Origin of the sequence: Roseovarius sp., from assembly GCF_030373445.1 — a bacterium.
In the GTDB taxonomy this organism is placed as follows: Bacteria; Pseudomonadota; Alphaproteobacteria; order Rhodobacterales; family Rhodobacteraceae; genus Roseovarius.
Genome location: NZ_JAUCYU010000005.1, coordinates 110,339 through 130,389, shown reverse-complemented (window position 1 = coordinate 130,389; position 20,051 = coordinate 110,339). Strand labels below are relative to the sequence as shown.

The window sequence follows — 20,051 nt, the reverse complement described above, 5'->3', positions numbered from 1 at the left end:
CCCGCCAGAGGCCCCGGGCGTGGAAGGGGTGCCTGAGATCATTCGAACTCCATGATCACGTCATCCACCGCAAGGCTGTCGCCCGGCCCGGCGTTGATCTTCGAGACCACGGCCTTGCGTTCGGCCCGCAGGATGTTCTCCATCTTCATCGCCTCCACGGTGCAAAGCGCCTGCCCCTCCTGAACTTCCTGGCCTTCCTCCACGCCGATGCTGACGATCAGGCCCGGCATCGGGCAGAGCAGCATCTTCGACGTATCAGGCGGCTGTTTCTCGGGCATTAACGCGGCCAGCTCGGCTTGCCGGGGCGTGCGCACATGCACCTTCAGGTCGGCCCCCCGCGTGCGGATGCGGAACCCGCCCGAGATCTTGCCCACCTTCAGCACCAGCACCTCGCCGTCCACGTCCAGCTCGGCCAGCTGATCGCCCGGCGTCCAGCTGCTGGCCAGCCGGTGGCTGGTGCCATCCTCGAATCGCACGGTCGCGCCCTCGCGGTCGGCGTCGATGGTGACGGGGAAGCTCTGCCCCTGCAGGGTCACGACCCAGTCGCTGCCCACGTGGCGCTCGTGATTGTCCATCCGGCCCGACACGCGGGTCCGGCGGATCTCGGCGATCCGGTGCATCGCGGCACAGCCCGCCGCCACCCGACGCAGCGCCGGCTCGGCCAGTTCCACCCCGTCGAACCCCTCGGGGTATTCCTCGGCGATGAAGGCCGTCGTCATGTCGCCCGAGACGAATTTCGGGTGATCCATCACCGCGCTCAGGAACGGCAGGTTATGCCCGATCCCCTCGATCTCGAAACTGTCGAGCGCCACGCGCATCGCCTCGATGGCGGTCGCCCGGTCCTGGCCCCAGGTGCACAGCTTGGCGATCATCGGGTCGTAATACATGGAGATCTCGCCGCCCTCGTAGACGCCGGTATCGTTGCGCACCGCGGTCTCGCCGCTGCCCGCTTCATCCTGCCACTTGCCGCTCTCCAGGAGCGGGCCCGCCGACACCTCGACGGGGGGGCGATAGCGCGTCAGCCGCCCGATCGAGGGCAGGAAGTTGCGGTACGGATCCTCGGCATAAAGCCGGCTCTCCATCGCCCAGCCGGTGAGCTTGACGTCATCCTGGCTGATCGACAGCTTCTCGCCGGCGGCCACCTTGATCATCTGCTCCACAAGGTCGACGCCGGTGATCAGCTCCGTCACCGGGTGCTCCACCTGAAGCCGGGTGTTCATCTCGAGGAAGTAGAAGTTCTTCTCGCCATCGACGATGAACTCCACCGTCCCGGCGCTGGCATAGCCCACCGCGTGGGCCAGAGCCACGGCTTGTTCGCCCATCGCCTTGCGGGTTTCCTCGTCGAGGAAGGGGCTCGGCGCCTCCTCGATCACCTTCTGGTTCCGGCGCTGGATCGAGCATTCACGCTCGCCCAGGTAGATACCGTTGCCGTGGCTGTCGCACAGCACCTGGATCTCGATATGCCGCGGCTGGGTCACGAATTTCTCGATGAACATCCGGTCGTCGCCAAAGCTGCTCGCGGCCTCGTTCTTCGACGCCTGGAAGCCCTCGCGCACCTCCTCGGCATTCCACGCGATCCGCATGCCCTTGCCGCCGCCGCCGGCGCTGGCCTTCAGCATCACCGGAAACCCGATCTCCTCGGAGATCTTCAGCGCCTCCTCGGCATCCTCGATCAGCCCCATATGCCCCGGCACGGTGTTCACTTCCGCATCCTTGGCGATCTTCTTGGAGGTGATCTTGTCCCCCATCGCCTCGATCGCACCCTTGGGTGGCCCGATGAAGGCCACGCCCGCCTTCTCCAGCGCATCGGCGAACCTGGGGTTCTCCGACAGGAAGCCATAGCCCGGATGCACCGCCTCGGCACCGGTCTGGCGGATGGCCTCCATTACCTTGTCGATGACGATATAGCTCTCACTCGCCGGCGGCGGGCCGATATGCACCGCCTCGTCAGCCATCTGCACGTGCAGCGCGTTGCGGTCGGCATCCGAATAGATCGCGACCGTCTGGATGCCCATCTTGCGCGCGGTCTTGATGACGCGGCAGGCAATCTCCCCCCGGTTGGCGATCAGGATTTTCTTGAACATGTCTCAGGTCCTCTTCTCGGGTCTTGGCCGCGCGGCGCGCGGAAGGGCGGCTGCGGGCACGGGCGACAGGTCGCCATGCACGCAAAGCTCTGGAATGAAACGAAAAAGGGGCGGCCTGCACGATGTGCAAGGCCGCCCGTCAGGGGAAGGGTAACGGATAAGACGAAACGTCCTGGCCCCTTGGGGAAGGGCCACCACTACAAGGCCCACGCTGCACTGCCGCAGGCGCCGCGCCAAGCCGCGCGTCACACGGATAGGGAGATCGGCTGCAATCCGCACAAATCCGACGGTCGTGGGCAAGTTCATGCCCAAATCGCCGCCCATTCTCACGGCACGGCGCATCATGCCCCCTCCCCCTCGAACGCCTCGGGAAAGGCCGCGCGCGCGGCGTTCACGTCGAGCACCAGCAGCGCCTCGTAATCCTCGGGGTCGAACGGGTCCTCCGCCGGCTTCACCTCGCGCCCGAACAGCCAGCTCAGCCGCCCGGCATCGAGGTTGCCCCGCTCGAACGGCTCGTCCCCGAACTGCTCCCACAGCGCCCGCACGAAGGCAGTGTCGGCCATGCGGTCGGCGGGCCGCCGGTCGCGATAACGCTCGCGGCGCACGATGGGCGTGGCCCCCTTGGGGTTGGCGCGCCGTATGGTGAACTGGAAATCCGATCCGGGCAGTCGCCCGGGAAAGCCGCGATGCTTCAGCATGGGGCGCCCTCCGTGACAGCGGGGCGCGGTGCGGCGGTCAGGACGGGCCCAAGGGCCCGCCCCGTGCTTTCCCTCGCGGGATTACTTGTACTTGCCGGTGTAGACGGGCTCGACCGAGATCGGCGCCGGATCGACAACGACGAATTCTTCTTCCTGCTGTTGTTGCTGGGCACATGCGGCGAAGCTTGCCACGATGCCGAGCGCAAGAATGCTCTTGATAGTCTTAGACATAAATGTCTCCTGTATGTGTACACATTTGGACGCCACGCAAAACGCCCCACCTGCCTCACGTGGGTCATTGCGGTCACTCGAGTGCAACCGAACTCCAGAATACTGGAATCCGCGCCCATTTGATACTTATCCACAGCGATGTCCGTTTCGTGTGACTCCAAAGCCTCAAACTTGGCCACACTTGAGATTCGAGCCGCAAGATATTGTGTAAGCATCAGAAAACCTCCCAGATACAGGTGCCGTTTTCGACCGTGTAGGCCTCGAACACCTGCACCACGTCCGGGTCCGGCACGCCGAATTCCGACGGCTTGTCCCCGATCGAGACGATGATCGTCGCCCCCTCCGCCTCGGCATCGGGCGCGTTCGCCAGGGCATGGGCGTTGCACAGGTGCTCCAGGTCGGCCGAGACCACGGCCAGCCCCGCGCCCTTGTCGAGCCCGGGCGCCACGTAGCGGAAGCGCAGCACCGGCCCGCCATCGCCGCCGCCCTCCTGCCGAAGCACCTCCTGCAACCCGGCCTCCAGCCCCGAAGGCAGGACGAGGCGCTCCTCCTGCGCCCCGCCCTGCCGGGCTCCGGCCGCGATCGCAACCGCGGCCATGCATGTCATCGCCATGATCCTCATGACGCCCACCTGATCCACCTCTCCCGGGTCCCGGCATCCGCCAGCACCCCGGCGATCCGCGCCTCGGCCTGCGCCCGCGCCACCGGCCCGTCCACCTGCCCGCCCGCGGTCACCGCCAGCATCCCGCCCTCGGGCGCCACGCGCACCACCGGCGCGAACCCCTTCAGCCGCCGCAGCGCGCGCCACACGTCCTGCCGCACCTGCCGTGCCAGCCGCACCTTGTTCACCACGGGCAACACCGTCCGCGCCGCCACGTCAAACCGCGCCGGCCACCGCCTTGCCACGGTCAGCACGCCCGCCTCCTCCACGATATGCCACCTGTCACGCGCCATCGGCCCAGACCAATCCCCTGCTTCTTCTGGCTGAAAATATCCCGGGGGCCGTGGGGGCTGGCCCCCACTCCTCCCGTCCCCGGGCTCACTTACAGCGGAATATTGTCGTGCTTCTTCCACGGCAGGCTGCGCTTCTTCTTCCGAAGGCTGGCGAACGCCCGGCTCACCCGCATCCGCGTGTTGTGCGGCTGGATGACCTCGTCGATGAAGCCCCGCTCGGCTGCCACGAAGGGGTTGGCGAACCGGTCCTCGTAGCTCTTGGTATGCGCCGCGATCTTCTCGGGGTCGCCCAGGTCGGCGCGGTGGATGATCTCCGTCGCCCCCTTGGCGCCCATCACCGCGATCTCCGCCGTCGGCCAGGCATAGTTGAAATCGCCGCGCAGGTGCTTCGACGACATCACGTCATAGGCCCCGCCATAGGCCTTCCGGGTGATCACCGTCACCTTGGGCACCGTCGCCTCGCCGAAGGCGTAAAGCAGCTTGGCGCCATGCTTGATCACCCCGCCGTATTCCTGGCTGGTGCCGGGCAGGAAGCCGGGCACGTCCACCAGCGTCAGGATCGGGATCTCGAAACAGTCGCAGAAGCGCACGAAGCGCGCGGCCTTCCGGCTCGAGTCGATATCGAGGCACCCGGCCAGCACCATCGGCTGGTTCGCCACCACGCCCACGGTGCGCCCTTCCAGCCGGATGAAGCCGGTGATGATGTTCTTGGCGAAATCCTCCTGGATTTCATAGAAATCGCCCTCGTCCGCCAGCTTCCCGATCAGCTCCTTCATGTCATAGGGCGTGTTCGGGTTATCCGGGATCAGCGTGTCGAGGCTGGGCTCCTGCCGGCCCGGCTCGTCGAAGAACGGGCGTACCGGCGATTTCTCGGTGTTGTTGAGCGGCAGGAAATCCACCAGCCGCCGCACCTCGGCCAGCGCCTCGACATCGTTCTCGAAGGCCGCGTCGGCGACCGAGCTTTTCTTGGTATGGGTGCTCGCCCCGCCCAGCTCCTCCGCCGTCACCTGCTCGTTGGTGACGGTCTTGACCACGTCCGGGCCCGTGACGAACATATAGGAGCTGTCCTTCACCATGAAGATGAAATCGGTCATCGCCGGCGAATAGACGGCGCCCCCGGCACAGGGCCCCATGATCACGCTGATCTGCGGGATGACGCCCGAGGCCTCGATATTGCGCTGGAACACCTCGGCATAGCCGGCAAGGCTGGCCACACCCTCCTGGATGCGCGCCCCGCCCGAGTCGTTCAAGCCGATGATCGGCGCGCCGTTCTGCAGCGCCATGTCCATCACCTTGCAGATCTTCTCGGCATGGGTTTCCGACAGCGAGCCGCCGAAGACGGTGAAATCCTGGCTGAACACATAGACCTGCCGGCCGTTGATCGTGCCCCAGCCGGTGATCACCCCGTCGCCGTAAAGCTTCTGCTCCTCCATCCCGAAGTCGATGCAACGGTGGGTCTTGAACATGTCGAACTCTTCGAAGCTGCCCTCGTCGAGCAGGATTTCGATCCGTTCGCGGGCGGTCAGCTTGCCCTTGGCGTGCTGGGCGTCGATGCGTTTCTGGCCACCGCCAAGGCGCGCCTCGGCGCGGCGGTCCTCGAGTTCCTGCAGGATATCCTTCATGAGAGTCCTCTTCCCGGTTTTCGCCGGAAAATAGAGAAGACGGCGCCGGATACAAAGCACAATTCGGCAAATTTGCAAATCTTTAGCAGAGCGACCGAAGCTAACTGCAAATTCGGCAAATCCCCCTGACCGCCCCGGCCCGGGAAGAGCGTGCGCCACTGCACAACCCAATGGCAGGCAGCTATGCATCTGGCGATATGGACACCGCCGCCCGACGCGTTAGAGTGCGCGCATGACCGAACTCCCCCCCGGGCCCCCGGCTACGCGAACAGCGGCGGACCCGATCACCCCGCCCCCGCGCCGGTTCCTCGACCGAACCACGCCCCCCCATATCCTGACGCTGATCACCCTGGCGTCCCTGGCGGCATTGGCGATGAACATCTTCCTGCCCTCGCTCCCGGCGATGGCCACGCATTTCGGCACCGAGTACCGGGTCATGCAGCTTTCCGTCGCCCTCTATCTCGGCGTCAACGCGGTGCTGCAGCTTTTCGTCGGCGCCATCTCCGACCGGGTCGGGCGCCGGCCGGTGCTGCTGGCGGGGGTGGCGATCTTCCTCCTGGCCACGCTGGGCTGCATCTTCGCCACCAGTTCGGCCATGTTCCTTGTCTTCCGCATGTTCCAGGCGGCGATCGTGACGGCGCTGGTGCTGTCGCGGGCCGTGGTGCGCGACATGGTGCCCGAGGCCCAGGCCGCCTCGATGATCGGCTACGTCACCATGGGCATGTCCGTGGCGCCCATGGTCGGCCCCGCGATCGGCGGCGCGCTTGCCTCGGTCTTCGGATGGCAGGCCACGTTCTGGGCGCTCTTCGTCCTGGGCTGCGTCACCCTCTGGCTGACCTGGTCCGACCTTGGCGAAACCGCCCCGTCGCGCGCCGGCACCACCTTCCGGGACGAGCTGCGCGACTATCCCGAACTGCTGAAATCCCCCCGCTTCTGGGGCTACACGGTCACGCTGGGCCTCTCCTCGGGGTCGTTCTTCGCCTATATCGGCGGGGCCCCATACGTGGGCGACCGGGTCTTCGGGCTCGACCAGGCCACGTTCGGGCTGTTCTTCGGCGCCCCGGCGGTGGGCTATTTCCTCGGCAATTTCATCGCCGGGCGGTTCTCGGTGCGCATCGGTATCAACCGCATGGTGCTCTGGGGATCGGTGATCGTCGCGGCCGGTGTCTCGCTGAGCCTGCTGCTCTTCAAGCTCGATCTCGGCACGCCCTACTCGTTCTTCGGGCTGATGACCTGCGTCGGCCTCGGCAATGGCATGGCCATCCCCAATGCCACCTCCGGGGCGCTGTCGGTGCGCCCGCACCTGGCGGGCACGGCAAGCGGCCTGTCCGGCGCGATGATGATCGGGCTGGGCGCCGGGCTCTCGGCGCTGGCCGGCGCGCTGCTCACCCCCGGCTCCGGCGCGGCGCCGCTGTTGTGGATCATGGTGGTCACGGCACTTGGCGCGGTCTGCTCGATCAGCCTGGTGATCCGGCGCGAGAAACGGCTGGCCCTGATGGGGTGACAACGGAAAAGGGCCGCCCCGCGGGGCGGCCCTTTACGTCACGCACGAGACGCAAGGTCAGCCGTCATATTCCGGCATCTGCTCAAGGTCGCCGCGGCTCATGTCCGTGTAGACCCGCAGCTCGTCACCGTTGTCGGCGCGCTTGATCTCGACCTCGTCGAACGCGACGGCAACGCTGCGCTCGCCGATGCCGAGGAAGCCACCCACGTCGATCACGATATCCTCGACCTGCGCCGGGCTATCGCCGACCACGGCCACCGAGACCTCGCCCACGCGTTCCTGCTGGGCATAGACCCGGGCGCCGGTCAGTTCTTCGGCCGTGAAGCTGCCGGTTTCGGCATTGGCATAGCCGTCAACTTCGGTCCGCTCTTCGCGGTCCTGGTCCGACGCGACCTGCTGGTTTGCGGTCTCTTCGGCCATCTCTTCATCGGCCTGCTGACCGCTCTGAGATTGCGCGACGCGCTCGGCGTCGTTGCCCTGGTCGGACCGCTCGGTCGAAACCTTCCCGGTGATAGCCTCGTCGGAGGCCTGATCGCTCTCCGACTGCGCCACGCGCTCGGCGTCATCGGCCTGACCGGTCTGCCCGGCCGAAGCCTGCTCGGTCATCGCCTCGTCGGAGGCCTGATCGCTCTCCGACTGCGCCACGCGCACGGCATCGTCGGCCTGACCGGTCTGTTCGGCCGAAGCCTGCTCGGTCGTGGCCTCCTCGGATTGCCGATCGCCCTCGGCCTGCGCCTCCTGCTGATCGCCATCCTCGCCGGCACGGTTGATCGTCACCTCCGGCTCACCCGCGCGGGTGACTTCCACCGTCGGCTCGCCGCTTTGCATGACGTTCACCTTCGGCTCGGCCCGCTCGAACCGGATCGACGGCTCGGCGCGCGAGATCTCCACGCGCGATGCGTCCTCTTCCGAGTCCGGCTGGTTGACCGTCACGTTCGGCTCGGCCCGCGAAAGGTTCACGTTTGCCTCTTCCTTGGCAAGCTTGCCGGTTTCGCCCTGCGCGTATTTCTCGCCGGTCCGGCTGTCCTCGATCTGGACACCCTTCGAGTTCTCGACGTCCTCGGCGACCTGAAGGTCAAGCCGCACCGAAGGCGACGATTGCGACACGGTCACGTTCGGCTCGGCCTGCCGCACTTCGACCTGCGGCTCGGCATTGGCCACGTCGACACCCGGTTCGGGCATGGTGACGATGATCTCCGGCGCGGGCTGTTCGATCCGGATCGTCGGCTGAACGGTCTCGACCGTAATCTCGGCCGGCTTTTCCCGCACCACGATCTCGGCAGCCTGTTCCTGCACGTTCACGTCGGCACGGCCCGGCGTCACCGCGACCTCGGCCTCTCCACCATCGACGTCGACCGACGGCGCTTCGCGGTCGAGAAAGACGGTGCCTTCCACCGTCACCTCGTCGCTCAGCTGAACCGTCGTCTGGTCACGCTCGACGGCGCTCATCTCGGCGGTTTCCGAGTCGCGGGCCACCGCGGTCTCGTCATCCGTCTCGCCCTGGGCAAGCTGCATGTCGTTGTCTTCCGCGGTCATGCGCAAGACGCTCAGGGCGTCGTTGCACTGCGCCGCTTCACCGCTTTCCACGATCCTTGCATAGTCCGCGCGGTCGTCCGGGGCGGCCTCGAACAGCCGGTCGGGCGCCTCGGCGCTGACTTGTTCGAGCTGGGTGCATTCCTGCGGCCGGTCCTGGGCGACAGCGGCTGGCGCACCGATCGTGACGGTCAGTGCTGTCGTCACGGCGAGCCTGGCTTTGCGGGATAGCATGTGTTCCTCCTTTGAAATATCTTCAACGGACTCCCAACCAAACCCCCGAACCGGATGTTCCTGAAAGAATCGTGCCCGTCCGCCGCGGACCGGCTTCGTCTGCAACGGCTGCTTGCGTCCGGGATTTTGCAAATCTACCATAAGCGAACCGCGAAACTGCAAAGGCCGCGCCATGCCCGCCCAGAAACTCTACGCAGGCGCCAAGCTGCGCGAAACCCGCCAGAAACTGGCGCTCACGCAAAAGGATTTCGCCTCCAAGCTGGGCGTCTCGCTGCCCTACCTGAACCAGATGGAGAACAACAACCGGCCCGTCTCGACCACCGTCGTGCTGGCGCTGGCACAGGAATTCGGCTTCGACGTGACCGAGCTGTCGACCGGCGATGCCGAGCGCATGGTCTCGGACATGCGCGAGGCGCTGGCCGACCCGGTCTTCACCGACCCGCCGCCGCTGACCGACCTGCGCCTGACGGCCTCGAACGCACCGGCACTGGCCAAGGCTTTCCTCGACCTGCACCGCGCCTATCGCCAGACCCATGAACGCCTCGCCTCCCTCGACGAGGCGCTGGGGCGCGAGGACAGCCGCATGCAGCCCTCCCCCTGGGACGAGGTGCGCGACTTCTTCCACTATTGCGACAACTATATCGACGCCGTCGACCGCGCCGCCGAACGCTTCGCCGGCACCGACCGGTCGCGTCCGGTGCGCGAGATCGCCGAGGCCAAGCTGGCCTCACTCGGCATCACCATCAGCCATACCGACACCGGCAAGCTGCGCCACTACGACCGCGACAGCCGCACGCTCCACCTCTCCTCCCGCGCCGAGCCGGAAACCCGCACCTTCCAGATGCTCCTGCAGATCGCGCTGCTCACGCAGGACAAGCTGCTCGAGGCCACGCTCGACCTCGCCCGTTTCCAGTCCGACGCCGCCCGCGCCATCGCCAAGATCGGGCTCGCCAACTACTTCGCCGGCGCCGCGCTCATGCCCTACACCGCCATCCTGCAGGCCGCGCAACAGCACCGCCACGACCTCGAGATCCTCGCCAACAGCTTTGGCGCCTCGATCGAACAGGTCTGCCACCGCCTCTCGACCCTGCAACGCCCCGGCGCCAAGGGCGTGCCCTTCTTCTTCGTCCGCGTCGACCAGGCTGGCACCATCACCAAGCGCCACTCCGCCACCCGCCTGCAATTCGCCCGCTTCGGCGGCGCCTGCCCGCTCTGGAACGTTCACCGCGCCTTCGAGACGCCGGGCCGCTTCCTCCGCCAACTGGCGGAAACCCCGGACGGCGTGCGCTACATCTCTCTCGCCCGCGACGTCTCGAAACCCGGCGGCAGCTTCGGCGCCCCCGTCCGCCGCTTCGCCATCGCGCTCGGCTGCGAGATCCGCCATGCCGACGCGCTGGTCTATGCCGACGACCTCGACCTCACCAACGCCAAGGCGTTCGAGCCCATCGGCATCTCCTGCCGCATCTGCGAACGCACCCACTGCCACCAGCGCTCGGTACCACCACTGGAACGGCGGTTGCAGGTGGAGCCGGACGAGCGCGGCGTGCTGCCCTACACGGTGGATTGAGGGGCTAGGACGAGTTTTACAAAGGAAAAGCACGTCGTCGGCTGTGAGGCGGCACCTTGCCCTTTACCCTGGGACCGACAGCACGAAATGCAGTGAAACAAGTCGACAATATAGACTTATCATTTCTTCTCTGCTTTGATTTCCAATTATGTTGCGCTTATTGACCATATTTGCTTCTGTTCTGATCCTCACCCAACCGACGATTGCCTGTACTTACGACCCGAACTCCGGGGCTCTGATCAATTGCGACGAGAGGCCCACAACGCCAAGAGGCGGGTCGAACACCGACCAAGGTGACCAGACTGGCGAACTATCGACCTTTCCACTTTTGCAACCAAGCGTGCTTCAGAATCTTTCCGACCAACAGATACGGCAAATTGAAGAAATCATAGGCACGCCCGGGAACTAGCGAGATACAATGATCTGTGACTACCTTAACTCTGTACGCGATCATGCACTCGCCGCCTTGTTTAATGGGCTTTTACCAGTCCTCGGCATCGCGACGCTGATCTGGATTGTCCTTCGAATTGTCTATTGGAAGTCACCTGTACGGGCGGGAACTGGGTTCTTGTTCGCACTTGTGGGCGCTCTAATCGGTATTTTCCTTGGCTCCAGTCGCGAACCAGCGGTACAGGCTATCGTCCCAGCCATCGTCACTTTGATCGGCGGCTTTCTTGCTTGGACACTGCAAAAGGAAGCGCACGGTCAAGCTTCTTTGCTAAGAGGATTTGCAAGAGAAGATAAAAAAGATGATCAAGAAAAGCTCATATTCGTAACGTCACTGGTATATGTCGCAGTCGCCTCGTTGATGTTATCGACTGCCACGGCCTCGATGTGGGGCGCGTCGATGCGGCTCGTCAAGGAAGATGCTGACAGGAAGTACGAAGAGTGGCGCTACAAGTACGAGAACCTACAAATTCCCGTAGAAACCGAATTGCTGCGACGGGATGCAGGTCTGCCTCTCAGAAGTGAGGAATAGGCGACCGGATTGAACCGGTCGCTCAATAGTTCGCCTACTCCGACAGCATCCGGTACAACTCGTCCTTCAGAGCAGCCCGCTTCTTGCGCAGGTCCACCTCGGTCAGCCCCTCCACCGGGGCCACGTTGCTCTCGGCCCGGTGCACGGCCCGGTTGACCTCGTGATATTCCTCCGCAAGCCGCGCGAAATGCGTGTCCTGCGTCTTCAAAGCGGTGATCTTGTCCGCGTGCTCGGGGAACTCCTCGTGCAGCTCGTGCGGGGTATGGGACATCGGCGCGTCTCCTTCATTGGCTGAACCCGGTCCAACCCTAGGCCCGCGCCGCCCCGCCGACCTTGACACCGATCAAACGAACGGTGGAAATCAGATCATGATATGGCGCATGAGCTCGTCACGCATGGTGTCGCGCTCCTTCATCAGCTGCACATCCGCCTCCTGCGATTGCGGCTCCTCGTCCATTTCGGCCCGGTGGGCGGCGCGCTGCAGCTCGTGATAGCGCAGCGCCTTGGCGCGGAAATCCGGGTTCTCGGCTTCCAGCTTCTTGATCTGGTCGGCGTGGTCCGGAAACTCGTCGTAGAATTCCTTGGGAAGTTGCGACATGGGGTCCTCCTTCGGGCACCGTGCTGGTGCCTGCAGGAAAAACGCCCGATCCCCGCCCCCGGTTCCGGGCCTCAGCGCTGCGCCGTCTCCCACTCGGGGTGCATCCAGGGCTGCGCGTTCTCCGGCGGCAGCGGCGCGCGCCCCAGGATATGATCGGCCATCTTCTCGCCCAGCATGATCGACGGCGCGTTGAGATTGCCGTTGGTGATCCGCGGAAAGAGGCTCGAATCCGCCACCCGCAACCGCTCCACCCCGATCACCCGGCCTTCCGGGTCGACCACAGCGCCGGGGTCGTCCCCCCGCCCCATCCGGCAGGTGCCGCAGGGGTGATAGGCGCTCTCGGCATGTTCGCGGATGAACCCGTCCAGCTCGTCATCGCTCTGCACGTCCCGACCCGGCTGGATCTCGTGCTTGCGGTAAGGGGCGAAGGCCTCCTGTTCGAACAGCTCCCGCGTCAGGCGGATGCATTTGCGAAAATCGACCCAGTCGCTCTCCTCGCTCATGTAGTTGAACCGGATCACCGGGTCATCAGCCGGATCGGCGCTGCGCAGCGTGACGCTCCCGCGCGACGCGCTCCGCATCGGGCCCACATGCGCCTGGAAGCCATGCCCCTCGGCCGCGGCCTGCCCGTCATAGCGCACGGCGATGGGCAGGAAGTGGAACTGGATATCCGGGTACTCCACCCCGGCATCCGAGCGGATGAAGCCGCAGCTCTCGAACTGGTTCGAGGCCCCCGGCCCCGCCTTGCCCAGAAGCCATTGCAGCCCCACCCACGCCTTGCCGTAAAGGTTCCAGTACTTGTAAAGGCTCACCGGCTGGCTCGCCGCCATCTGGATATACAATTCCAGGTGATCCTGCAGGTTCGCCCCCACGCCGGGCCGGTCGGCCACCACGTCGATGCCATGCTCCTTGAGATGCGCCCCCGGCCCAACCCCCGAAAGCATCAGAAGCTTGGGCGAGTTGATCGACGAGGCCGCAAGGATCACCTCCTCCCGCGCCCTTATCACCTGGCTCTGCCCGCCGACGATCGCCTCCACCCCCACGGCGCGGCCCTCCTCGATCACCGCCCGCTGCACGAGGCCGCGCACGATATCGCAATTCTCCCGCTTAAGCGCCGGCTTCAGATAGGCATTCGCCGCCGACCACCGCCGCCCCTGCCAGACGGTCATGTCGAACGGCCCGAACCCCTCCTGCTGCTCGCCGTTGTAATCCTCGGTCAGCTGGTACCCGGCCTGCCCCCCCGCCTCGATGAAGGCGCGGGTCAGCGGGTTGGCCATCTGCCCCCGGCTCACGTGCAGCGGGCCATGCTTGCCGCGCCAACCCGGGTCGCCGCCATGCCCGCCATCGTGCCAGTTTTCCAGCCGCTTGTAATAGGGCAGCACATCGGCATAGCCCCAGCCCTCGGCCCCCTGCTCGCGCCAATGGTCAAAGTCACAGGCATGGCCGCGCACATAGACCATCCCGTTGATCGAGGACGACCCGCCGATCACCTTGCCCCGCGGACAGGCCAGCCGCCGCCCGCCCAGGTGCGGCTCGGGCTCCGACTGGTAGCCCCAGTCATAGCGCTTCATGTTCATCGGGTAGCTCAGCGCGCCCGGCATCTGGATGAACGGGCCGATATCGCTGCCGCCATGCTCGACCACCAGCACCGATTTCCCGGCCTCGCTCAGCCGGTAGGCCATGGCACAGCCCGCGCTGCCCGCCCCCACGATCACGTAATCCGCTTCCATCCTACCTCGCTTCCCCAAGGCCACACCCGGTGATTCCGCGAAGGGTCAAGGATGCCCCGGACTTGCTCCGGGGCACCGCGCCCTGGCGCGGCTCGTCCTTGAGGCTTCGGGGAATCGCCCCACACACTCGATCAGGCGCGTTCAGGGCAGACCTGCCCCTGAACCGCCTCTCAGCAAAATCCCGAACCCCGCCATACACACCACGCCGCAACTCGCACGCCTCCGCCCCGGCAGGAAGGGGGTCGTCATTGTTGCGCCATTGGTCCGAGCGACAATGGCGACGGGCGGGCGGCCTGCCGGGGCGGAGGCGCTCGCAACACATCAAAACGGCGCCTCCGTCGCGCCCATCCGCACGTAAACCGACTTCACCTGGCTGTAATGCCCGATCGCCTCTTTCGAGTTCTCCCGCCCGACACCGGAGGCCTTCACGCCGCCAAACGGCACCTCGACCGGCGCATCGTTATAGGAGTTGATGAAACAGCTCCCCGCCTCCAGCCGCCCGATCACCCGGTGCGCCCGCGCCAGGTCAGACGTGTAAACCCCCGCCGACAGCCCGAACTCCGTGGCATTGGCACGGGCCACCACCTCGTCCTCACCGTCGAAATCCAGAACGCTCATAACGGGCCCGAAGATCTCTTCCCGCGCGATGGTCATGTCATCCGTCACATCGGCAAACACCGTGGGCTGAAGGAAACACCCCGGCCCCGCCGCCCGCTCACCGCCACAGACCAGACGCGCGCCCTCCTCGATGCCTTTGGCGACATAGCCCAGCGCGATCTGCAACTGCGCCTCGCTCACCATGGGCCCGTAATTCGTGGCCTCGTCCATCGGGTCGCCCATCACGACGCCCTGCAACCGCTCTTCCAGCCGCCCGAGAAACGCGTCCTTCACACCCGTCTGCACGAACACCCGTGTCCCGTTGGAACAGATCTGCCCGCTGGAATAGAAATTCCCCAGGATCGCCCCCGAGACCGCATCCTCAACACTGGCATCGTCGAACACCAGCATCGGGCTCTTGCCGCCCAGCTCCATCGTCACATGCTTCATGCCCTCGGCCGCGGCGGCATAGACCTTCCGCCCCGTCGGCACCGACCCGGTCAGCGACACCTTGTCGACCCGCGGATCACCCACCAGCGCCCCGCCCACGGCGCCCCGGCCCTGGATCACGTTATACAAACCCGCCGGCGCCCCGGCCTCGACCAATATCTCCGCCACCTTCAGCGCACAAAGCGGCGTCACCTCGGACGGCTTGAAGATCATCGCGTTGCCACAGGCCAGCGCCGGCGCCCCCTTCCAGCAGGCAATCTGCGTCGGGTAGTTCCACGCCCCGATCCCCACGCACAGGCCCAGCGGCTCGCGCACCGTGTAGGCCCAGTCGCCCCCCGGAAGCGGGATATGCTCCCCGGTCAACGACCCCGCCAGCCCGCCGAAATACTCCAGCGCATCGGCCCCGCTCGTGGCATCCGCCACCAGCGTTTCCTGCAACGGCTTGCCGGTATCCCACGTCTCCAGCACCGACAGGTCGCGGTTGCGCTCGCGCATGATATCCGCCGCCCGGCGCAGCACCCGGCCCCGTTCGGTGCCCGACAACTTCGCCCATTCCGCCTGCGCCGCCCGGCCCGAGGTGATGGCCTCCTCGATCACCGCCGCCGTCGCCTCGTGCACGGTGGCGATCACCTCGCCCGTGGCGGGATAAACCACCTCGATCACCGCCCCCTCGGCATCCTCGACATAGCGGCCATTCACGAAATGGCTGGCCTCTGGCTGGGTCTTCATGTCTGTCGTCGCCCTTTTTCCGCCGCCCCCGGGCCTTGACCGGCCCGGGGACACGCGCCTCACGTATTCTGCCGCACCACCAGCACGTCGCATTCCGCGTGCATCACCACGTGCCCGGCGGTCGAGCCGATCACGTAATCGCGGATCCGCGGGTTATGCGAGTTCATCACGATCAGGTCGCACTTGAACTCCGCCGCCGCCCGCGGGATGGCCCGGTGCGGCTGGCCGGTGCGCACCACCGACTTGATCGTCACGCCCGACGTCTCCTGCCCGTCCACGAACTTCTCGAGATCGGGCAGGCTGTCCTCGGGAAGCACCTTCAGGTTGTCGCTGATCTCCGGCACCACGGTCAGCGCGATGATCTCTGCGCCCCCGGCGCGGGCCATCGACACCGCCTTGGCCATCAGCTCGTCAGATTGCGGTGCGTGTTTCAGCTTGATCGGCACCAGTATTCGCGAATGCATATTCCGTCCCTCCTTGTCAGGCCGTGACAGGGCCGCACGACGCGGCCCCGCCTGTCTCATGCCCGGCTCACTCGGCCGGCGCGATCCCCTCGGGGCCCGGCTTCGGGCGTCCGCCCTCGGGCTCGGGCGTGGCCGCATCCCGCAGCGGGCGCTGCACCAGCGGCTCGTCCTTCAGCGCGCGAATGAGCCCCCACATCATGATGAACATGATGATCGAGAACGGCAGCCCCGCCGCCAGTGACGCCGTCTGAAGCGCCCCCAGCCCGCCGGAGGCCAGCAGCACAGCCGCCACCGCGCCCTCACCGAAGCCCCAGAAGACGCGGTAGGTCACCGGCGGCTCTTCCTTGCCCATCGAAATGAGCGTCGTCACCACCAGCGTGCCGCTGTCCGACGAGGTCACGAAATAGGTGATGATCAGAATCAGCGCGACGAAGCTCAGGAAGCTCCCGAAGATGCCCAGCCCGAAATTGTCCATGATCAGGAACAGCGGCCGCGCGATATCCTCGTTCACCGCGGCGATGATGCCGCCATCCTGCACGAATTCCTGGTGCAGCGCGGTGCCTCCGAAGATCGCCATCCAGAAGAAAGTGATCAGCGTCGGCACGATCAGCACGCCCACCGCGAATTCCCGGATCGTCCGGCCGCGCGACACGCGGGCGATGAACATGCCCACGAAGGGCGCCCACGCGATCCACCAACCCCAGTAGAACACCGTCCACGCGCCCTGCCAGCCGCTTTCCGGGTCGGGGTTCACCCACAGGCCCATCGGGATCACGTTGACGATGTACTCGCCCACGTTGGTGATGAAGAAGCCCAGCAGGAACACGGTCGGTCCGACGATGATGAAGACCACGATCAGGAAGATCGACAGCCACATGTTCGTCTCCGACAGGATCTTGATGCCGCGCCCCACGCCCGACACCGCCGACAGCGTCGCGATGGCCGAGATCACCATGATCAGCAGGTACTTGATCCACGGGTCCATCGGCACGCCGAACAGGTGGTTCAGCCCGGCCTGGATCTGCCCGGCCCCCAGCCCCAGCGTCGTCGCCACCCCGAAGACAGTGCCGAAGATCGCCAACAGGTCCGCCGTGTGGCCCCACGCGCCATAGATCCGGTCGCCCAGGATCGGATACAGCGAGGCGCGGATCGTCAGCGGCAGCCCCTTGCGATAGGCGAAATAGGCCAGCGCCATGCCGACGATCACGTAGACCGCCCAGCCGTGCAGCCCCCAGTGCAGGAACGTCACCTGCATCGCCGTCACCGCCCCCTCCATCGAGTTGGCGGTCCCCTCCTCGAGGAAGGGCGCGTTCTGCACGTGGTACATCGGCTCGGCCACCGACCAGAACAGCAGGCCGATCCCCATGCCGGCCCCGAACAGCATCGAGAACCACGCAAACGTGGTGAATTCCGGCCGGTCCTCGTCCTTGCCCAGCCGGATCGACCCGAAGCGCGAGAAGATCAGCCCGATCACGAAGGCGATGAAGATCGCGATCGACAGGATGTAATACCAGTTCAGGTTGGCGTTGATCCACGTCTGCACGTTGGAAAAGAAATTGCCCATCGCCTCCGGCGCGAACACCCCGATCAGCACGAAGCCGAGGATCAGGAGCTTCGACAATGTCGCCATCGGCGGGTTCACGTCGCGGAAGATGCCGGACGTGCCTATCTTCAGGCGGGATTCGTCGACTTGATCTTGCATAGCGTTTCCTCACTGTTGCGGTGCCGGCGGCGCGTGGCTTTTTGCCATCTTCGCCGCGGCGGTCCCTCGTCGTCCCTGGCCCCGGGCGGCTCGCCCGCCCGGCGCCCTGTCGCCTACTCGCCTCTCGGGTAGCGCTGGTTTTCCTCCACCACGTTCAGGTCCATGTGGTTGCGCATGTACCGCTCGCTGGCCTTCATCAGCGGCTGGTAATCCCACGGGTAATACCCGCCCTGGCGCAGCGCCTCGTAGACCACCCAGCGCCTCGCCTGGCTCTGCCGCACCTGCGCATCGAACAGCTCCATGTCCCAGCGCGCCTCGGCCTTCTCGGCAAAGTATTTCAGCGTCTCGGCATGGGCCGGATCATCCGCCAGGTTGGTCAGCTCGTGCGGGTCCTCTTCGAGGTCGAACAACTGGTCGGGGTCGAGCGAGCAGCGGATGAACTTCCACTTCCCCTGCCGCAGGCTGACCAGCGGCGCGTAAGATGCCTCGGCGGCATATTCCATCGCCACCGGGTTCTCACGTGTCACACCCCGCCCCTGCGGCTCGAGGCTCTGCCCCTCGACCCATGGCGCGATCTCGTCCATCGACACGCCCGCCAGCTCGCACAGCGTCGGGCAGACATCGATCGTGCTGACCGCCTCGGTCACCAGCCCCGGCTCCATCGACGGCGCCGAGATCATCAGCGGCACGCGGGACGAGCCCTCGTAGAAGCTCATCTTGAACCACAGCCCCCGCTCGCCCAGCATGTCGCCGTGGTCGCTGACGAACAGGATGATCGTGTCATCCACCTGCCGCGTCCCCTCCAGCGCCTCCATCACCTCGCCGATCTTGTCGTCGAGATAGGAGATGTTGGCGAAATACGCCCGGCGTGAGCGCTTGATGTCTTCCTCGGTGATGTTGAACGACCGCCAGTCATTGGCATCGAAGATGCGCTTCGAATGGTTGTCATGCTCCTCGTAGGGAAACGCCGGCACCTCGGGCAGCAGGTGCTCGCAATCCTCGTAAAGATCCCAGTATTTCTTCCGCGCCACGTAAGGGTCATGCGGGTGCGTGAAACTGACGGTCAGGCACCAGGGCCGCTCGTCATGCCCCCGGCCAAGGTCGTAAACCTTCCGCGTGGCGTTATAGGCGACCTCGTCGTCATACTCCATCTGGTTGGAAATCTCGGCCACGCCCGAGCCCGTGACCGACCCGAGGTTGTGATACCACCAGTCGATCCGCTCGCCCGGCTTGCGGTAATCCGGCGTCCAGCCGAAATCGGCGGGGTAGATATCCGTCGTCAGCCGCTCCTCGAACCCGTGCAGCTGGTCGGGGCCCACGAAATGCATCTTGCCGGACAGGCAGGTCTGGTACCCCGCCCGGCGCAGGTGGTGGGCATAGGTCGGAATATCCGCCGCGAACTCGGCGGCGTTGTCATAGACCCGGCTGTGAAACGGCAGCAGCCCGGACATGAAGCTCGCCCGTCCGGGGGCGCAGAGCGGGCTCGCCGTGTAGGCGTTGCGGAACCGCGTCGACCGCGCGGCCAGTTTCTTCAGGTTCGGCGCGTGCAGCCACTCCGCCGGGCCATCGGGAAAGAGCGTGCCGTTGAGCTGGTCGACCATGAAGATCAGGATGTTTGGCTTGCTCATTTGGTGGTGGGTCCCTCTTCGAGAAAAGTGTCAAGATAGTGCATCATCACGTCGATCGCCGCCTCGGCGGACAGCGGATCGGCGCGCAGCGCCTGGCGGATGTAAAGCCCGTCGATCATCGCCGCCAGACCCCTCGTCAGCACCCGCCCCTCGGGCCCGGCCACCTGCCGCACCGCGTAATGCAGGTTCGACCGCAGCCGCCGCTGGTAGATGTTGAGAAGCCGGTTCGCCTCGTCCGATTTCTGCGCCTGGACGTAGAAATTGAGCCAGGCCGAGACCGTCTCCTGACGGAACTGCCGGGGCGAGAAGCTGGCCCGCACGATGGCCTCGATCCGCTGCCGCGGGGTCTTCGCCATCACCAGCGCGCCGCGCACCTCGGCGCCGTAAAGCGACAGGATATGGCGCATCGCGGCGGCGAAGATCTGCTCCTTCGAGCCGAAATAGTGATGCGCCAGCGCGCTCGACATCCCCGCCCGCTTGGCGATCTGGCTGACCGTGACATCGAGCGTCCCGCGCTCGCCGATCTCGTGGATCGTCGCCTCGACCAGGGCCGAGCGGCGTATCGGTTCCATTCCGACCTTGGGCATGGCGCGGGCCTCGCAAATACCTGTTGCGTCACCCGGGGTAAACGTGTTTAATTGACTCGTCAATCAATAAAAAACGGGGGACGATCCGGCACTTCGGCACCTTCGCCCGACCGCAAATTTCGATTGCAGCACGGGAAGTTGTCATACTAACGTCACGGCG

18 protein-coding genes are annotated in these 20,051 nt (G+C 65.5%); 3 read left to right on the top strand and 15 right to left on the bottom strand.

All coding sequences use genetic code 11. The features are described 5' to 3' along the window. Positions 1–38 precede the first annotated feature (38 nt). The 6 genes from QUV18_RS10875 to QUV18_RS10850 all read right to left on the bottom strand — a co-directional run bounded on the left by QUV18_RS10875 (position 39) and on the right by QUV18_RS10850 (position 5,589). Positions 39–2,084: an acetyl/propionyl/methylcrotonyl-CoA carboxylase subunit alpha gene (locus QUV18_RS10875; RefSeq protein WP_300893945.1), complete on the bottom strand. Its 2,046-nt coding sequence runs from the start codon at positions 2,082–2,084 to the stop codon at positions 39–41. Between the two features lie 341 nt (positions 2,085–2,425). After that, positions 2,426–2,782 (bottom strand): hypothetical protein, encoded by a 357-nt coding sequence (locus QUV18_RS10870; protein ID WP_300893944.1) that lies wholly within the window; start codon positions 2,780–2,782, stop codon positions 2,426–2,428. Between the two features lie 81 nt (positions 2,783–2,863). Further along, complete coding sequence (locus QUV18_RS10865) at positions 2,864–3,013, bottom strand: hypothetical protein (RefSeq protein WP_300893943.1); 150 nt, start codon at positions 3,011–3,013, stop codon at positions 2,864–2,866. Positions 3,014–3,227: 214 nt separating this feature from the next. Further along, positions 3,228–3,635 (bottom strand): DUF6497 family protein, encoded by a 408-nt coding sequence (locus tag QUV18_RS10860; RefSeq protein ID WP_300893942.1) that lies wholly within the window; start codon positions 3,633–3,635, stop codon positions 3,228–3,230. Then, positions 3,632–3,967, bottom strand: coding sequence for a hypothetical protein (locus QUV18_RS10855; RefSeq protein WP_300893941.1), 336 nt, complete (start codon positions 3,965–3,967; stop codon positions 3,632–3,634). The genes QUV18_RS10860 and QUV18_RS10855 overlap by 4 nt, the downstream gene beginning before the upstream one ends. Before the next feature lie 89 nt (positions 3,968–4,056). Next, positions 4,057–5,589 carry an acyl-CoA carboxylase subunit beta gene (locus QUV18_RS10850; protein ID WP_300893940.1) on the bottom strand — a complete coding sequence of 511 codons (1,533 nt, stop codon included), beginning with the start codon at positions 5,587–5,589 and terminating at the stop codon, positions 4,057–4,059. 232 nt (positions 5,590–5,821) lie between these two features. Between QUV18_RS10850 and QUV18_RS10845 the strand changes: the two genes are divergently transcribed. Next, the gene (locus tag QUV18_RS10845; protein WP_300893939.1) at positions 5,822–7,093 is read left to right on the top strand and encodes a multidrug effflux MFS transporter; all 1,272 of its coding nucleotides are present in this window, start codon (positions 5,822–5,824) and stop codon (positions 7,091–7,093) included. Between the two features lie 57 nt (positions 7,094–7,150). Here the strand turns inward: QUV18_RS10845 and QUV18_RS10840 are convergent, their stop codons facing one another. Further along, positions 7,151–8,860 carry a PRC-barrel domain-containing protein gene (locus tag QUV18_RS10840; RefSeq protein WP_300893938.1) on the bottom strand — a complete coding sequence of 570 codons (1,710 nt, stop codon included), beginning with the start codon at positions 8,858–8,860 and terminating at the stop codon, positions 7,151–7,153. Between the two features lie 172 nt (positions 8,861–9,032). Between QUV18_RS10840 and QUV18_RS10835 the strand changes: the two genes are divergently transcribed. Continuing rightward, positions 9,033–10,427, top strand: a complete 1,395-nt coding sequence (locus QUV18_RS10835; RefSeq protein WP_300893937.1) for a short-chain fatty acyl-CoA regulator family protein — start codon at positions 9,033–9,035, stop codon at positions 10,425–10,427. A 418-nt stretch (positions 10,428–10,845) separates the two neighbouring features. Beyond that, on the top strand, positions 10,846–11,406 hold the full coding sequence (locus tag QUV18_RS10830; protein WP_300893936.1) for a hypothetical protein: 561 nt from the start codon (positions 10,846–10,848) through the stop codon (positions 11,404–11,406). 34 nt (positions 11,407–11,440) lie between these two features. Here QUV18_RS10830 and QUV18_RS10825 read toward each other — a convergent pair whose 3' ends face one another. The 8 genes from QUV18_RS10825 to betI all read right to left on the bottom strand — a co-directional run bounded on the left by QUV18_RS10825 (position 11,441) and on the right by betI (position 19,891). After that, a complete protein-coding gene (locus QUV18_RS10825) occupies positions 11,441–11,677 on the bottom strand; it encodes a DUF465 domain-containing protein (protein ID WP_300893935.1) in 237 nt (78 codons plus the stop codon). Between the two features lie 90 nt (positions 11,678–11,767). Next, positions 11,768–12,004: a hypothetical protein gene (locus tag QUV18_RS10820; RefSeq protein WP_300893934.1), complete on the bottom strand. Its 237-nt coding sequence runs from the start codon at positions 12,002–12,004 to the stop codon at positions 11,768–11,770. Between the two features lie 71 nt (positions 12,005–12,075). Next, positions 12,076–13,734 (bottom strand): choline dehydrogenase, encoded by a 1,659-nt coding sequence (gene betA, locus QUV18_RS10815; protein WP_300893933.1) that lies wholly within the window; start codon positions 13,732–13,734, stop codon positions 12,076–12,078. 321 nt (positions 13,735–14,055) lie between these two features. Continuing rightward, positions 14,056–15,510 (bottom strand): betaine-aldehyde dehydrogenase, encoded by a 1,455-nt coding sequence (gene betB / locus QUV18_RS10810; RefSeq protein WP_300893932.1) that lies wholly within the window; start codon positions 15,508–15,510, stop codon positions 14,056–14,058. A gap of 59 nt (positions 15,511–15,569) precedes the next feature. After that, a complete protein-coding gene (locus tag QUV18_RS10805; RefSeq protein WP_300893931.1) occupies positions 15,570–15,974 on the bottom strand; it encodes a universal stress protein in 405 nt (134 codons plus the stop codon). A gap of 67 nt (positions 15,975–16,041) precedes the next feature. Next, a complete protein-coding gene (locus tag QUV18_RS10800) occupies positions 16,042–17,676 on the bottom strand; it encodes a BCCT family transporter (RefSeq protein WP_300893929.1) in 1,635 nt (544 codons plus the stop codon). A gap of 113 nt (positions 17,677–17,789) precedes the next feature. Continuing rightward, complete coding sequence (gene betC, locus QUV18_RS10795; protein WP_300893928.1) at positions 17,790–19,304, bottom strand: choline-sulfatase; 1,515 nt, start codon at positions 19,302–19,304, stop codon at positions 17,790–17,792. Beyond that, positions 19,301–19,891 carry a transcriptional regulator BetI gene (gene betI / locus QUV18_RS10790; RefSeq protein ID WP_300893927.1) on the bottom strand — a complete coding sequence of 197 codons (591 nt, stop codon included), beginning with the start codon at positions 19,889–19,891 and terminating at the stop codon, positions 19,301–19,303. Before betI ends, betC begins: the two co-directional genes overlap by 4 nt. Between the last annotated feature and the right edge of the window lie 160 nt (positions 19,892–20,051).

Excerpts from the sequence above, each read along its gene's own strand:
- QUV18_RS10875 (WP_300893945.1), bottom strand. The coding sequence starts at position 2,084 with ATGTTCAAGAAAATCCTGATCGCCAACCGGGGGGAGATTGCCTGCCGC.
- QUV18_RS10870 (WP_300893944.1), bottom strand. The coding sequence starts at position 2,782 with ATGCTGAAGCATCGCGGCTTTCCCGGGCGACTGCCCGGATCGGATTTC.
- QUV18_RS10865 (WP_300893943.1), bottom strand. The coding sequence starts at position 3,013 with ATGTCTAAGACTATCAAGAGCATTCTTGCGCTCGGCATCGTGGCAAGC.
- QUV18_RS10860 (WP_300893942.1), bottom strand. The coding sequence starts at position 3,635 with ATGAGGATCATGGCGATGACATGCATGGCCGCGGTTGCGATCGCGGCC.
- QUV18_RS10855 (WP_300893941.1), bottom strand. The coding sequence starts at position 3,967 with ATGGCGCGTGACAGGTGGCATATCGTGGAGGAGGCGGGCGTGCTGACC.
- QUV18_RS10850 (WP_300893940.1), bottom strand. The coding sequence starts at position 5,589 with ATGAAGGATATCCTGCAGGAACTCGAGGACCGCCGCGCCGAGGCGCGC.
- QUV18_RS10845 (WP_300893939.1), top strand. The coding sequence starts at position 5,822 with ATGACCGAACTCCCCCCCGGGCCCCCGGCTACGCGAACAGCGGCGGAC.
- QUV18_RS10840 (WP_300893938.1), bottom strand. The coding sequence starts at position 8,860 with ATGCTATCCCGCAAAGCCAGGCTCGCCGTGACGACAGCACTGACCGTC.
- QUV18_RS10835 (WP_300893937.1), top strand. The coding sequence starts at position 9,033 with ATGCCCGCCCAGAAACTCTACGCAGGCGCCAAGCTGCGCGAAACCCGC.
- QUV18_RS10830 (WP_300893936.1), top strand. The coding sequence starts at position 10,846 with ATGATCTGTGACTACCTTAACTCTGTACGCGATCATGCACTCGCCGCC.
- QUV18_RS10825 (WP_300893935.1), bottom strand. The coding sequence starts at position 11,677 with ATGTCCCATACCCCGCACGAGCTGCACGAGGAGTTCCCCGAGCACGCG.
- QUV18_RS10820 (WP_300893934.1), bottom strand. The coding sequence starts at position 12,004 with ATGTCGCAACTTCCCAAGGAATTCTACGACGAGTTTCCGGACCACGCC.
- betA (WP_300893933.1), bottom strand. The coding sequence starts at position 13,734 with ATGGAAGCGGATTACGTGATCGTGGGGGCGGGCAGCGCGGGCTGTGCC.
- betB (WP_300893932.1), bottom strand. The coding sequence starts at position 15,510 with ATGAAGACCCAGCCAGAGGCCAGCCATTTCGTGAATGGCCGCTATGTC.
- QUV18_RS10805 (WP_300893931.1), bottom strand. The coding sequence starts at position 15,974 with ATGCATTCGCGAATACTGGTGCCGATCAAGCTGAAACACGCACCGCAA.
- QUV18_RS10800 (WP_300893929.1), bottom strand. The coding sequence starts at position 17,676 with ATGCAAGATCAAGTCGACGAATCCCGCCTGAAGATAGGCACGTCCGGC.
- betC (WP_300893928.1), bottom strand. The coding sequence starts at position 19,304 with ATGAGCAAGCCAAACATCCTGATCTTCATGGTCGACCAGCTCAACGGC.
- betI (WP_300893927.1), bottom strand. The coding sequence starts at position 19,891 with ATGCCCAAGGTCGGAATGGAACCGATACGCCGCTCGGCCCTGGTCGAG.